This is a genomic window from Acinetobacter sp. L-24, assembly GCF_056857555.1.
Window position 1 is genome coordinate 1 of sequence record NZ_JBSXNI010000037.1, and the last position, 12,630, is coordinate 12,630.

13 protein-coding genes and 3 tRNA genes are annotated in these 12,630 nt (G+C 42.6%); 4 read left to right on the plus strand and 12 right to left on the minus strand.

The annotated features are described in order from the left end of the window. The 5 genes from AC13CK_RS04985 to AC13CK_RS05005 form a co-directional block, all read right to left on the minus strand. A tRNA-Leu gene (locus tag AC13CK_RS04985) sits at window positions 1-85 on the minus strand. A 39-nt stretch (window positions 86-124) separates the two neighbouring features. Next, a tRNA-Trp gene (locus AC13CK_RS04990) sits at window positions 125-198 on the minus strand. Between the two features lie 35 nt (window positions 199-233). Continuing rightward, window positions 234-318, minus strand: a tRNA-Leu gene (locus AC13CK_RS04995). Window positions 319-425: 107 nt separating this feature from the next. Then, window positions 426-1,247: a protein kinase domain-containing protein gene (locus tag AC13CK_RS05000; protein WP_213687139.1), complete on the minus strand. Its 822-nt coding sequence runs from the start codon at window positions 1,245-1,247 to the stop codon at window positions 426-428. Then, window positions 1,234-2,745, minus strand: a complete 1,512-nt coding sequence (locus tag AC13CK_RS05005; protein ID WP_247143634.1) for a DUF3336 domain-containing protein — start codon at window positions 2,743-2,745, stop codon at window positions 1,234-1,236. Before AC13CK_RS05005 ends, AC13CK_RS05000 begins: the two co-directional genes overlap by 14 nt. A gap of 188 nt (window positions 2,746-2,933) precedes the next feature. On the opposite strand from AC13CK_RS05005, the gene AC13CK_RS05010 reads away from it, so the two are divergent. Beyond that, the gene (locus AC13CK_RS05010; RefSeq protein ID WP_004280026.1) at window positions 2,934-3,806 is read left to right on the plus strand and encodes an ATP-binding protein; all 873 of its coding nucleotides are present in this window, start codon (window positions 2,934-2,936) and stop codon (window positions 3,804-3,806) included. Continuing rightward, complete coding sequence (locus AC13CK_RS05015) at window positions 3,796-4,209, plus strand: DUF6176 family protein (RefSeq protein WP_004646620.1); 414 nt, start codon at window positions 3,796-3,798, stop codon at window positions 4,207-4,209. The genes AC13CK_RS05010 and AC13CK_RS05015 overlap by 11 nt, the downstream gene beginning before the upstream one ends. A gap of 101 nt (window positions 4,210-4,310) precedes the next feature. Here AC13CK_RS05015 and AC13CK_RS05020 read toward each other — a convergent pair whose 3' ends face one another. From AC13CK_RS05020 to tsaD, 3 genes are all read right to left on the minus strand, one after another. Next, window positions 4,311-5,354: a hypothetical protein gene (locus tag AC13CK_RS05020; RefSeq protein ID WP_425878574.1), complete on the minus strand. Its 1,044-nt coding sequence runs from the start codon at window positions 5,352-5,354 to the stop codon at window positions 4,311-4,313. A gap of 488 nt (window positions 5,355-5,842) precedes the next feature. Beyond that, entirely contained in the window at window positions 5,843-6,802 is a 960-nt protein-coding gene (locus tag AC13CK_RS05025; RefSeq protein WP_425878059.1) for a sensor domain-containing diguanylate cyclase, read from the minus strand. A gap of 204 nt (window positions 6,803-7,006) precedes the next feature. After that, window positions 7,007-8,023 carry a tRNA (adenosine(37)-N6)-threonylcarbamoyltransferase complex transferase subunit TsaD gene (tsaD, locus tag AC13CK_RS05030; RefSeq protein WP_004280030.1) on the minus strand — a complete coding sequence of 339 codons (1,017 nt, stop codon included), beginning with the start codon at window positions 8,021-8,023 and terminating at the stop codon, window positions 7,007-7,009. Window positions 8,024-8,170: 147 nt separating this feature from the next. Between tsaD and rpsU the strand changes: the two genes are divergently transcribed. Further along, complete coding sequence (gene rpsU / locus AC13CK_RS05035; protein ID WP_001136722.1) at window positions 8,171-8,386, plus strand: 30S ribosomal protein S21; 216 nt, start codon at window positions 8,171-8,173, stop codon at window positions 8,384-8,386. A gap of 33 nt (window positions 8,387-8,419) precedes the next feature. Beyond that, window positions 8,420-8,866, plus strand: a complete 447-nt coding sequence (locus AC13CK_RS05040; protein WP_004280076.1) for a GatB/YqeY domain-containing protein — start codon at window positions 8,420-8,422, stop codon at window positions 8,864-8,866. A 69-nt stretch (window positions 8,867-8,935) separates the two neighbouring features. Here the strand turns inward: AC13CK_RS05040 and AC13CK_RS05045 are convergent, their stop codons facing one another. The 4 genes from AC13CK_RS05045 to AC13CK_RS05060 all read right to left on the minus strand — a co-directional run bounded on the left by AC13CK_RS05045 (window position 8,936) and on the right by AC13CK_RS05060 (window position 12,594). Further along, window positions 8,936-9,295 carry a hypothetical protein gene (locus AC13CK_RS05045; protein ID WP_005107293.1) on the minus strand — a complete coding sequence of 120 codons (360 nt, stop codon included), beginning with the start codon at window positions 9,293-9,295 and terminating at the stop codon, window positions 8,936-8,938. Between the two features lie 107 nt (window positions 9,296-9,402). After that, window positions 9,403-10,845 carry a M48 family metalloprotease gene (locus AC13CK_RS05050; RefSeq protein WP_425878053.1) on the minus strand — a complete coding sequence of 481 codons (1,443 nt, stop codon included), beginning with the start codon at window positions 10,843-10,845 and terminating at the stop codon, window positions 9,403-9,405. A gap of 116 nt (window positions 10,846-10,961) precedes the next feature. Beyond that, window positions 10,962-11,927 (minus strand): 2-hydroxyacid dehydrogenase, encoded by a 966-nt coding sequence (locus tag AC13CK_RS05055; protein ID WP_219309643.1) that lies wholly within the window; start codon window positions 11,925-11,927, stop codon window positions 10,962-10,964. A 22-nt stretch (window positions 11,928-11,949) separates the two neighbouring features. Continuing rightward, window positions 11,950-12,594, minus strand: a complete 645-nt coding sequence (locus AC13CK_RS05060; protein ID WP_219309645.1) for a hypothetical protein — start codon at window positions 12,592-12,594, stop codon at window positions 11,950-11,952. Window positions 12,595-12,630 lie beyond the last annotated feature (36 nt).

The window sequence follows — 12,630 nt, forward strand, 5'->3', positions numbered from 1 at the left end:
TGGTGGGGACGGAGAGACTCGAACTCTCACACCTCGCGGCGCTGGAACCTAAATCCAGTGCGTCTACCAATTTCGCCACGTCCCCATCAGGGTACCAACTTAGCGTTGGATTTCTTTCAAACTTTGGCAGAGGATCAAGGATTCGAACCTTGACGAACGGTTTTGGAGACCGTCATGCTACCATTACACCAATCCTCTACTTCCACCCAATATCCAGTTACCCAAATATCAATTGGTGGGGACGGAGAGACTCGAACTCTCACACCTCGCGGCGCTGGAACCTAAATCCAGTGCGTCTACCAATTTCGCCACGTCCCCAATGGCTGTGTATATTATAGAGATCATTTCCAGCTGACAAGCCGTTTATCATAAAAAAACACTCGTTTGATTAAATAAGAAACAATTCAAGTTTTATTGTATTTTTCTCATTCAATTTCAGTCATTAAGTAGTCTTTCACAGCTTGAAAATCGGCCAATCTATGCTGCTTCTGCTTACTTAACATTTCTTCTAATAAGCCTTGAAAAGCCTGTAAGTGCTGCGGTAACTCAACTTTCAGACGCTGACAATGCAAAAAGGCCCAATCCAGATAATCTGTCGCCTGTAAACGCTGACCACTCAACCACTCATAAAAAATAACACCCAAAGCATAAACTTCACTTTGTAGGCTCTTGGCTTGGCCTTGGAATAGTTCCGGCGCCATATAACGCGGTGTCGCATTCAGTTCATGCAGGTCATTCTGATGGAGTATTTGGACATGCTCAAAATCAAGCAGGCAGACCCTGCCCTGATTATTTACAAAATGTTCCTGCTTTAAATCGGCATGCAAATAACCCAATTCTTGCAGGCAGATTAAAGGCTCCACAGCTTGCAGCAAATGTTGCCGAATTTGCGTGATGGATTGCTGATGCGGCATGATCTGAAAATGCGCCGGCGCATCGACCAGAATTAAGGCCTGCTCAAATTGTTCATGATTGATCTTGAAAGGCTGTTGAATAATTTGATGTGGAAGGAAAAAATTTAGATCACCTGAGCTGGCATGAGCCTGATAAAAATCCAGCTCATGTTGCCAGCCTAGTTCAGCATGTGGAGATGATATTAAACTATCAGATCTATGCGATATCTGGGTTTTTAGCCAGAGCGCATTTCCCTTGGCATAATAAAGACGCCGACCAAAACCCAGACTACGGGCTTTGGTTCGTAGTTCAAAATCAGAAATATCGAGATGATCTAAATTAAGTCGTGGCAATGTATTCAGGTATTGGATTAAGTGTATGCTGATAATTTAGCAGCTCCAGACAATGCTGAATAGTTTTCCCGACCCGTTCCTGAGTCTCAATGAGGGAGATTTTTGGCCAAGTAGCCCGCTCCCCTTCACGCTGTAAAATTTTAAACAGATACGGCCGCGGATTTTGCAACATATAGCTATAGTGGCGTAGGCTATATTTACCGACAATATTCACATCACCATAATAACGCTGGTCAACTACACCATAGCCATGATCCAGTAGACGGCGTACAGGAGGCAAGCTACCGGCATGTTCCCGGGCGAAATCCATCATTCCTTTGGTAATCACCGCGCCCTGACGGCGAACAATTCGTTGTGGCCAGCTCAAAGTACCTTTACGGAAACGTGAAATATCATCCTGCATGAATGGCACGATATGCGGGTTGGTCTGACTGGCAATGGTATAATTGATATTATACAGGCGTGCCATTTTCTCCTGCGGAAAATCACTGCGCACGCTGCCATCCACCCAGCGGGTTGAACCCATATAAGGCGTATATTGATCATCATAGCGCTTACTGGTCAAACGAACCGGTGGAAACAGAACCGGCACCGCACAAGACGCCAGTACCGCACTCCAGACCAGCAAATCCGGAGAAGTATAGGCATTTAAAATGCGTGCATCCTGTCCAGCATCATAAGGTGCAACCGCAATATTGATATGCAGACCTGAGGTTTTGAGTGCTTCTTCGAAGGTCAGATCACCCAGATTTTCGACCAGAAATTTTTTTAGATATTTTACATCCGCCAGACCACCATTACCTTTCATCAATTCACTCATGGTGCGGAAATGAAAAGCCTCATGAAAGAAATTATGGCCTTTCAAAATATCAATATATTGCGAAGGTTTGGATACACCTAACATGGCGGTCATGATGGCACCCGCACTTGAACCGGACATTACCTTCGGCAACAAGTCCTGCTCCATTAAGGCTTTGCATACACCAGTATGAAACAGACCCAGCGTCGAACCACCGGAAAACATCAGGGCTGGCTGGCCATAGGCGCGCTGACAATGCTGAAAATATTCGATTTTTTCTTCCATACTGAGACAGGTACAGTCTATTGAAGCAATATAGGCTAAGCCTTGGCTGACTTCTTCGACATAATCTTCAATAATTCTTTTAGTGCCCACATAGGCTTCGGTAAACAGTAGAGGATGGGCAATGTTGGCAATATCGTAGCTCAGGCCTTCGCGCAAAATATACATCAGGTCACGGGTGCGCTTTTGTTGTCGATAGCGTCGTAATTTACCCAGACGATGTGCGATCACTTCTGCATCAAAGTAGGGTGAACTGTTATCAAATTTCCATTCCTGTGCACCTGATTCTTCATCTATTTTCAGGGCAATATATTTCCATTCCTCATAGGACTCAGCCTGTTGCAGCTGCTGCTTGAGCTTTTTAATACGATAGGCCTGATGTGGATTAATATCCTGAGTAAAATCTTTAAACAGCATCTGCCTTTTCCCTATATTTATTCTTGATACAGCTCGTACCCAGAGCCAGAAAATGTGTACAAATTTTCTATCCTCTACAATAACGAAAATTCTCTACTTTAAGCAAATTATCATACTTTTCTGGCTTTGACTGTGAATTTTGCAATGGTACTATCTTAGCCATAATTTTAAATCTGTAATGTTAAATCATGGCGAAAATTGAGTTACCTGACCATATTTTAAATGCCCTTTCGACTGTTCTGCAGCAACTTCAGCAAAGTCTGCCCGAACTAAAACAAATTCCTGATTTTTCTGCTCATGCCTATAAATGGCAACATGGTGAACTCAAACCTATTCATCAGCTTAGACAGATGGAACTGGCCGATTTAAAAGGGATTGAGCGACAAAAAGAAAAAGTCATCCAGAACACGTTGCAGTTTTTAAACGGCTTACCTGCCAATGATGTCTTACTGACCGGTTCACGCGGTACGGGTAAATCCTCCATTGTTCGTGCCCTACTCACCGAGTATGCAGATCAAGGGTTACGATTAATTGAAATCGAACGGGATGATTTATCCGATCTGCCTCAAATTCAGCAACTCATTGCAGAGCGTCCAGAGAAGTTCATTGTCTACTGTGATGATCTGGCCTTTAATGCCGAAGATGAAAATTATCGCAGTTTAAAGAGTGTTCTGGATGGTTCTTTACAGTCCGGTTCCAGCAATTTTGTGATTTATGCGACCAGTAACCGTCGTCATTTATTACCCGAATTCATGCATGAAAATACGCCCGTTACCCGAGTTGATGTGCCGCAATATACTGAATTACATCCTCAGGAAGCGATTGAAGAAAAAATTTCACTGTCTGACCGCTTTGGTTTATGGCTGTCTTTCTATCCAATGGATCAGAACCTGTATTTGGAAATTGTCGAACATTACCTCAAAAAGGCAGGCATGGAACTCACGCCAGAAACCCGTGCTGAAGCCCTACGCTGGTGTCAGGCACGCGGTCAACGTTCAGGACGTGCTGCCTATCAGTTTTCCAAGCACTGGATTGGTTCAACCCAACTAAATGCCTCTTAACAACTTAAAAGCGACCGGCTCAGGTCGCTTTTTTCATATAAATCATTTATATAATGATGATACTCAAAAGAAAATTAAAATTATGGATGTCGGCGCAGTTCTCATTCAACTTAAGCCCTTACACATGCAGCAAGTTCATGACTGGCAGCGTACTTTGAAAGCACGTCAAGACGAAGTAATTGAAACGCTTAAGGCTGAACAGGTTCATGTCGAGTCCTGGTTTTATCTGCAACTTCATGGTCAGGACTATTTGATTGCATATATGCGCGCCGACAATATTCAAAAAGCGCAAAATATTGCAAAACTCAGTACTTTCCCAATTGACCAAGTGCATAAACAGTTTAAAACTTCATGGCAAGCGGTTTATCCCGCCGAATTGTTATTGGATGCTACAGTTACCTGATTTATTAGCACGGCTATTCAAAATAGTTTTGTAATAAAGACTTCTCCCCAATCAATAATAAAAAAAGCCCTGGAAATACAGGGCTTTTTTGACATCTCGAATTATTGTTTATCACCGATAATGGTAGACCATAGCAGGTCATCAATTTCACTGCCATTGAAATAAACAGTAGCCTTCAATGATTCAGGCTGGTTCTGTTTGACCTCAATTACCTGATCATCGCTGTCCTTAATTCTAAGCACGCCCTCTTTTGGCAAATGCTTATAGTTATTTAATACGGTTTCATCCATTTTAAATGGTGTCGTGGTATTAAAATCAAAACTGTAACGATAATCTGTCAGATCAGGCTGACCGATAATCGTACCACGACTGGTTAAGGTACGAATCCCATTACTGCCACTGCCATAATCATCGACCAAGCTGTAATTATAATTACGCACCTGCAGATATTCTTTGCTCTTTGTATCAAACGCGATTCCAGAAGTACCTGCCTGACCGGTCTCGGCGATACGCTGGAATTCCAACTGATCGATTTGATAAGATTCGGATTCACCCATGTTATTTTTGGTTTTACGATGCACAATTGTGCCAGAAATCAGGTAGTCGTCCTTGAGATTAAAATCTACATTTGAACCATAACGGACATTGCTAAAGCTTAAAGTCGTCGTGTCACCATTCACCGTCTGAGTAATGTTTGAGCCTTTACGGTAAGTTTTATCCAGAATAATACAGTTATCTTTATCTGTTTTTAATTTCAGGGTTTTGACCGAACCAGTGGTATTGACTTCCGAACAGATCAGATTTGGATATTTAATACTATTGATGCCCAGATTATAAATTTTGATGATACGTGCAGTACGCCCATAAGGATAATCTGCAAATACTTCTCCAATCATGTGACCTAGAGCAACGTTATAGTCGGTATCATTACTGGTATTTCCGGAAATTTTATCTCGAATTTTGTCTACAATGTCCTGATCTTCAAGCAGGACAAATTCCTCTGAAAGCTCAGAGGAAATACTTTCTTTCGGAACATTTGGAGGTGTAGTGACAGTAGGACTGTCTGAGCTACTTCCCCCACCACCACAGGCACTCATTAAACCCGAGACAAGAGCGAGTCCAAAGATAGAAATCTGCTTTTTTATAAAATTTATTCCCTAAAATTTCTTTGCATTTTTATTTGGTGATCACTAAAGATTGGCCATCTCGAAACTGAACAGCTCAAATGCTATTTCTGCCGGTAATGTTTTTTCTTGGCAACCAGTTTTATCCTTAGATAGCGCTTTATTTTTAAACAAAGAAATTTTTGGTTCTGTAATTTTAATGTATATTTCAAACAACAATTATCATAAGAAATGAAGTGCTTATTTGAAGCTCGCTCCTTACCAGAGTCACTTTTCAACACGATTAAAGCGCATTTAATTAGGTCAATTTACTTTGCAACAAAGCTTATAAAATTTGTAATGGTTAAGTTAAAGATGGATTGAATTTTCTTTTTATGGAGAATCATGTTCAACTTCTACACATAGGAATGAAGGAGAATATTAAAAGATAGGATGACTTTAGAACATAGAAAATGATCATTTTTATAATATGAAATACTTAATTATTTACAGAAGATTTAAAGCGTCAATTATTTTAGATTGGTCACGGATTCACTGAATTTTTTCCGACGCTTATATTCAAACATGTTCTGATCCGCTTGTGCGAGCGCTGCAAATAAACCATGACCAGGATGACGCATCGCCATACCAATCGCTGCGCCAATGTTTGCTGCTGCAAAGGCATTAATTAAACGATCCACTAAACTTTCAGTACCCGTTTCATCATTTTCCACGCTAAGAATCACAAACTCATCACCACCGAAACGAGCAACAATATCATTGATCCGTACATTATCTCGTAATATTTGCGCTGCATTTTGAATCAGTTTGTCACCTTCATCATGACCTAAATTATCATTCACTTTTTTTAGGTCATTCAGGTCAATAAATAATACAGCGGCGGGATGACCATATTGCTTGCAACGCTCTTCTTCTGCTCGCAGCAGTTTTTCCCAAGCGCGACGATTATATAGCCCGGTCAATTCATCTTTACTGGCTTCTTCCTGCAATAATTCATGCTGTCTCATCTGCTCACTCTGACGTAATTCTGCCTGCAAGATCGAACTGAGTAATTGTCCCAACAACTCGACCAGTTGTATATCTTGCACAATAGCTTCTGATTTGGTTTCTGGATCAATCGCACAGAGCGTTCCAAACAAACTGCCATCTTCTTTAAGGAGTGGCTGACCAATATAAGATTTTATACAGACCTGCTGATTAATCGGCGCTGTGGCATATAAAGGAATTTCTTCAGAGCGAGGTGCAATTCTCGGGGCCTTACCTGCGACCATATGAGAACAAAAAGAATCAGCCCACTGAAACACTTGGCCGGGTCGTATATCATAACCATGGTCTTCACTTTGCAGCACAATCCAGTCTTGGCCTTCTACCCGGGTAATCATCCATAAATCAAAGCCAAAATGCTGATGCAGAAACTTTAATACTGCCTCTCCAGCATCCTGAAAACTTTTGAAATTTATATTTTCCATCCGAGATTGCCTCTGCTACAAACCTGTAAAAATATGCATGATATAAACTTAAGCTATTAAACTATTTTTCCGGTTTCAATAGAATATACAAGCTCTAAATACAGCTATAAAACTATATATTTACAACATACCGTTGCTATAAGTTTTCATTTAAAAATTCACAATAAAAAAGAGGCCTTAGCCTCTTTTTTTCAAGCCTGAAATCTATGCCTCTGTCGGATTAGTCAATTCCGTCATTGGCCAGCGTGGTGTGGTGGTCACCGCCAAGCCATCATGCTGCCCTGCTTTTAAACGCTGATAGCCCGCAAAAGCAATCATTGCACCATTGTCTGTACAGAGTGCAGGTTCAGCATAATAAACAGATGCACGGATCTTGGCTAAATCTGCTTCTAAACGCTCACGTAAACGCTTATTGGCACTGACACCGCCCGCAATCACCAGACGTTTAAGCCCCGTTTGCTTCAATGCTTTCACCGACTTTTTCACCAGAGTATCGACAATGGCTTCCTGAAAACTGGCAGCGATGTCGGCATCGCGGTTTTCATCACCCAGTTTTTTCATCTGTACAGAAACTGCCGTTTTTAGACCACTGAATGAGAATTCCAGACCTTGATGCAGCATTGGGCGTGGGAATGCAAATGCATTTGGATCGCCCTGTTCCGCCAATTTAGAGATATTCGGACCGCCCGGATATGGCAAGCCCATCATTTTCGCGACTTTATCAAAGGCTTCGCCTGCCGCATCATCAATGGATTCACCGAGCAATTCATACTGGCCAATGCCATAAGCAGCCATGAGCTGAGAATGTCCACCCGATACCAATAATGCAACAAATGGAAACTCAGGCGGAGTTTCTGACAACAAAGGTGCCAGCATATGACCTTCCATATGATGCACACCAATTGCGGGTTTATTCAGTGCAAAGGCCAAAGTACGACCAAACAATGCGCCTGTCATGAGTGCGCCCATCAGACCCGGGCCACGGGTATATGCGACTGCATCAATTTCTGATTTTTTCACGCCGCTCTGTTCAAGCAGCTCATTGATGAGTGGAATCAGTTTACGCACATGATCACGTGACGCCAGCTCTGGAACTACACCGCCATATTCTGCATGCAGTTTAATCTGGCTATAAAGCACCTGTCCGCGCAAACCCAACTCGCTGTCATACAGCGCAAGTCCTGTTTCATCACACGACGTTTCCAAGCCTAAAACGATCATTAAACTGCCTATAACCTGTATCAATTCTATTGCAGCAACTATTATAGACTTGTGGTATGAGATGTAAATGAGTAAAATACTGACCTTCACTTGTGATTGAGGGCAATTCAGCCCGAGATCTTACCCTAACTGATATGAGGATTCTTCATGCCACAAGTTAAATTGAAAGAAGGCGAACCAGTAGACGTAGCTATCCGTCGTTTCAAACGTTCATGCGAAAAAGCGGGTGTTCTTGCTGACGTACGTAAGCGTGAATTCTACGAGAAACCAACTCAAGAACGTAAGCGCAAAAAAGCTGCTGCTGTTAAACGCTACCAAAAGAAATTGGCGCGTGAATCAGTACGTACAACTCGCCTTTACTAAGATTAATTTGTGATTGATTGCCTTGAATAAATAATGACGACTTTAAAAGACCAAATCACGGATGTTTTGAAAGCAACAATGCGTGCCAAAGAAATGTCCAAGCTGACGGTCATTCGTAGTCTACAGGCAGCAATTAAGCAAATCGAAGTCGATGAGCGCAAAGAACTTGACGACGCTCAGGTTCTTGCGGTCATTGAAAAACAAATTAAACAACGTAAAGAATCGGTTAAAGCCTTTGCAGGCGCTGGCCGAGATGATTTAGCTAGTAAGGAACAAGCCGAAATTGAGATTTTGTCTCAGTTTCTACCAGAAGCTATGACTGAGGAAGAACTTGATTCCATGATTGCGCAAGCTATTGCAGCGCAACAAGCTACTAGCATGAAAGATATGGGTAAGGTGATGAATTCTCTGCGTCCGCTCATAGCCGGGCGCGCCGATCCTGCACAAGTTTCCGCCAAAATCAAAGCGCAACTTGCTTAATCCATACTCTCTAGCATTTTCTCTTTAACGTTGAACTGCCTTTAATCAAAGACAGTTCCTGACGTATTCTCATTGCAAATTACAATCGACCTGATAACGCTTAAGTAATTGCATCTCTTTCGACGATTTCACTTCTACAATTACATCCCGTTTACTCATATTTTGAAACTGACGATCCAGATAAGGACGATTCTGGTCAGCGGCCTGATATAAACGATCAACATAACGTCCTACAATTCCACAAAATTTTGCATTCTGCTCAGGACTAAATCCCTGTTGCTGCGGATTTAAACCACTTAAAAACTGACGCGATTCCTTTTTATAATCCGCATTAATTCGTTCTATTGCTTCTACATATTCAACTGCACTCGCAGCAAAAACCCCATAACTCCACCCCAGTAGACACACGCCCAATAGTATTTTTTTCATATTATGCTTCAGTTTGATTCACGCTGATCTTTCAAAAAGATTGTAGCCTGATTGAATATATTCTTGCTATATCATCCTGATACAAAAACTTAAAACCCAGTTCAGCTTTAAATCTTATATTGATGTGCCTGCTGCATCTGCTTCAGACGCTGGCGAATGGTGGACGATAAAGATTGATTATTCTTTACGCTACGCTGTGCATGTAATAATGATTTGATGGCAGTTTCTTCATATCCTGACCAATATTCTACTTCTGCACGATAGCGCAGCACATTAGCAGCCTTAATCGGCGAATCTGGCTCTGCATTGGCAGCCAGTTGCATTAGTCGCCAGCCACTGACATCCCGTGAATTGGCATTTAGAAATCGCTGCACTAAAACTTTTGCTTTATCGGGTTGCTTGGCGCGAATCAGCACTTCTGCATATTTATAATTGAGCGCTCGATTTTCCGGCATGATCCGCGCTGCTGACGCTACACTTTCCAAAGCTGCATCAAGCTGGTTCTGAGCTAAATAAATATCAGTCTGGAATAAAACCTGTAAAGGATGCATCTGGTTATGCTTTTTTGCTCGATCTAAAGTGGCCTGCGCGGCCTGGAAATCACTTTGCTGTATTCGATAGGCAGTTAAGGCAAGCTGGCCTGCAAAATTATTTTGCCGGTCCATCAGGATAAGCTGCTCTGCATTGGTCTGACCAGACAATACCCTGCTATACCACTTGATAATGTCAAAGTCTTGGTCATTGAGACTGCGTTTCACCGCAGGAAGCTGGTTGGCACGTAAACGTGCTTCACTCATACGCTCGGTGGTGAGTGGATGAGTGAACCAGAAATCCGGCAGAAAGCTTAAGCGGCTGGTCGAGCGATGCATGACCTCAAAGAAATCTGCCATACTATGCGGGTTATAACCGGAACGATACATATATTGCATACCAATCCGGTCTGCCTCACGCTCCTGATTACGGCTATAGGTAAGCTGTTTATCCAGAAGTGCTGCCTGTGAACCCATCATGACCGCTGTGCCGACATCGCCATCTGCCTGAGAAGCGACCAAAGCACCGATGAGAATTCCGGCTAGCGCCAGTAAACCTTGCCCTTTAAATGCATCCTGAGAGCGACTGTAATGACGTTGTGTGACATGTGCAATTTCATGCGCCATCACTCCTGCCACTTCATCCATGTTTCGGGCTGAATTAATCAGACCAGCATTAAGTGCAAAGAGGCCACCCGGTACGGCGAAAGCATTAATTTGGGGATCATTAATGACCAGCAAACCGATCGGCTGTTGCAATTGAGTCTGACTCAGGATATGAGAAAATACTGAAAGCAACTGATCTTCAAGCCATGGATTTTGCAGGACCGGCATTTGTTTATGCACTTCACGATAGACTTTTTCACCGATCATTTTTTCTTTTTGTTGATCGAGTAAGCCGACGCCTGTACCAATATCAGGCACAGAAAATTGTACATTTACTTGATTAAAATCATGGTTAGAGCCGTGCCCTGCTACCATATACAGACTTAAGCCACACGCCAGCGCCAATCGTTTCAATGAAAAATCTCTAATCCTGCCGATCTAATTTATCTTGAATATAGCATTGAACAATGAGCAGAGACGCAAGAAAATGTTATTTTTTAATACCATTTAAACGACGAATCAGATGCATTTTAAAATTCCGGATTGACCACATAACGGGGCACTCGTCCTTCCAAGGCATCAACAAGATTCTGATAAGCCAGTTCTGCCATTTTTTTACGGGTGGCTGCAGTGGCCGAACCCACATGTGGCAATGTAACCACATTATCCAACTGGAATAATTCCGATTCCTTTAACGGCTCTTTCTGATACACATCCAGACCGGCAGCAAAAACCTGCTTGGCTTTTAAAGCTGAAGTTAATGCCTGTTCATCAATGACCGAGCCACGTGAAATATTGACCAATACTGCATGGGATTGCATTTTAGCCAATTCCGCTGTCGCAATCAGCGCCTTAGAATCCGCATTCAAATCTACTGCAACGACCACAAAGTCAGAACGCTGTAACAGTTCCTCAAGCTGGCAATATTTCGCATTCAACCCTTGAGCAAGTTCTGGTTTTTCCCGACGATTATGATACAGAATATTCATATTAAAACCGTAAAAACCACGACGTGCGATTGCAGCTCCAATATGACCGAGACCAATAATTCCGAGGGTTTTTCCAAAAATATCCATACCAAATTGTGCTTCGCCCACGGTACGCTGCCATTGTCCCTGCTTGGTCCATTGATCCAGGTAAGCCACTTTGCGTGCTGCTGACATCAGTAAAGTAAAAGCCAGGTCAGCAGTGGTTTCAGTCAGTACATGCGGCGTATGACTGAGATAAATTTTCTTTTCATTTAAATAATCCAGTTCATAGTTGTCATAACCGACACTGACACTGGAGATAATTTTTAACCGGGTGGCACTGGCCAGATTATCGCGATTCAACAAGCGCCCTGCGCCAATCATGCCATCAGCATCCTGAACCTGCTGCAAAAGCTGTTGATTCACATCGCCTAGCTTCGGTTGTATATAACTCACCTGATAATTTTGTTCCAGCTTGTTTTGAATATCAGTATCAATTTGACTAAATACAACCACTTTTTGTTTCATCTATTTTTATTCCACAGCAAGATTATTCCAGACTGGCAGTCCTATTTTGCATAAACTGCCATAAACGTTTTTTTAGAATCGGCTGATCCAGCATTTCTTGTAAAGATGCCAACTGGATCATTTTCGTATTTGATATATGCGCTGCAGGCCCGAGGAAAATAATATTTTTCTCTGCACTCATTCCATCCAGAAAACCCTGAATATAGGATTCTACACCACGTCCATCCTGAACATTGGCCCAGGGAAATGGCCAGTTCAGCTCATGAAACTCACCTGGGACTGCACGCTGGATATTGCCCCATAAATTCTGGGTGTCTTCGGTCATTGCAGTTGCATCAATCACGATACTGCAATGTGCCAGACTTAAAGCCTGCAAACTGAATGGCGGGATTTGTACGATTTCACGCTGTTCCTGAACAGGTACAATGTGAGTCGGTGCCGCAGGTGGTGTATCAACCTTAAGCGTAACAATTGGCTCTGGCTCAGGAATCGGTAGATCAGCCAACGCCTCTACGGAAGCAGGCTGTGGTAAGACGATATCGGTGTGAAATTCAGGTGCAGCCTGATCACGCCAGATCGAAACCTGGTGCGGCTGACATGCGCTGTCCCTAGGAATCCAGAGATCGATTCCTAATGTTGCCAGTATGTCACGCTGATGCCCAATCATCTTTTCATCATCACCAATTTCAGGCTGAACATTTTA

Coding starts and splice junctions, on each gene's coding strand:
- AC13CK_RS05005 (WP_247143634.1), bottom strand. CDS start 2,745: ATGCTGTTTAAAGATTTTACTCAGGATATTAATCCACATCAGGCCTAT.
- AC13CK_RS05010 (WP_004280026.1), top strand. CDS start 2,934: ATGGCGAAAATTGAGTTACCTGACCATATTTTAAATGCCCTTTCGACT.
- AC13CK_RS05015 (WP_004646620.1), top strand. CDS start 3,796: ATGCCTCTTAACAACTTAAAAGCGACCGGCTCAGGTCGCTTTTTTCAT.
- AC13CK_RS05025 (WP_425878059.1), bottom strand. CDS start 6,802: ATGGAAAATATAAATTTCAAAAGTTTTCAGGATGCTGGAGAGGCAGTA.
- tsaD (WP_004280030.1), bottom strand. CDS start 8,023: ATGATCGTTTTAGGCTTGGAAACGTCGTGTGATGAAACAGGACTTGCG.
- rpsU (WP_001136722.1), top strand. CDS start 8,171: ATGCCACAAGTTAAATTGAAAGAAGGCGAACCAGTAGACGTAGCTATC.
- AC13CK_RS05040 (WP_004280076.1), top strand. CDS start 8,420: ATGACGACTTTAAAAGACCAAATCACGGATGTTTTGAAAGCAACAATG.
- AC13CK_RS05045 (WP_005107293.1), bottom strand. CDS start 9,295: ATGAAAAAAATACTATTGGGCGTGTGTCTACTGGGGTGGAGTTATGGG.
- AC13CK_RS05055 (WP_219309643.1), bottom strand. CDS start 11,927: ATGAAACAAAAAGTGGTTGTATTTAGTCAAATTGATACTGATATTCAA.
- AC13CK_RS05060 (WP_219309645.1), bottom strand. CDS start 12,594: ATGATTGGGCATCAGCGTGACATACTGGCAACATTAGGAATCGATCTC.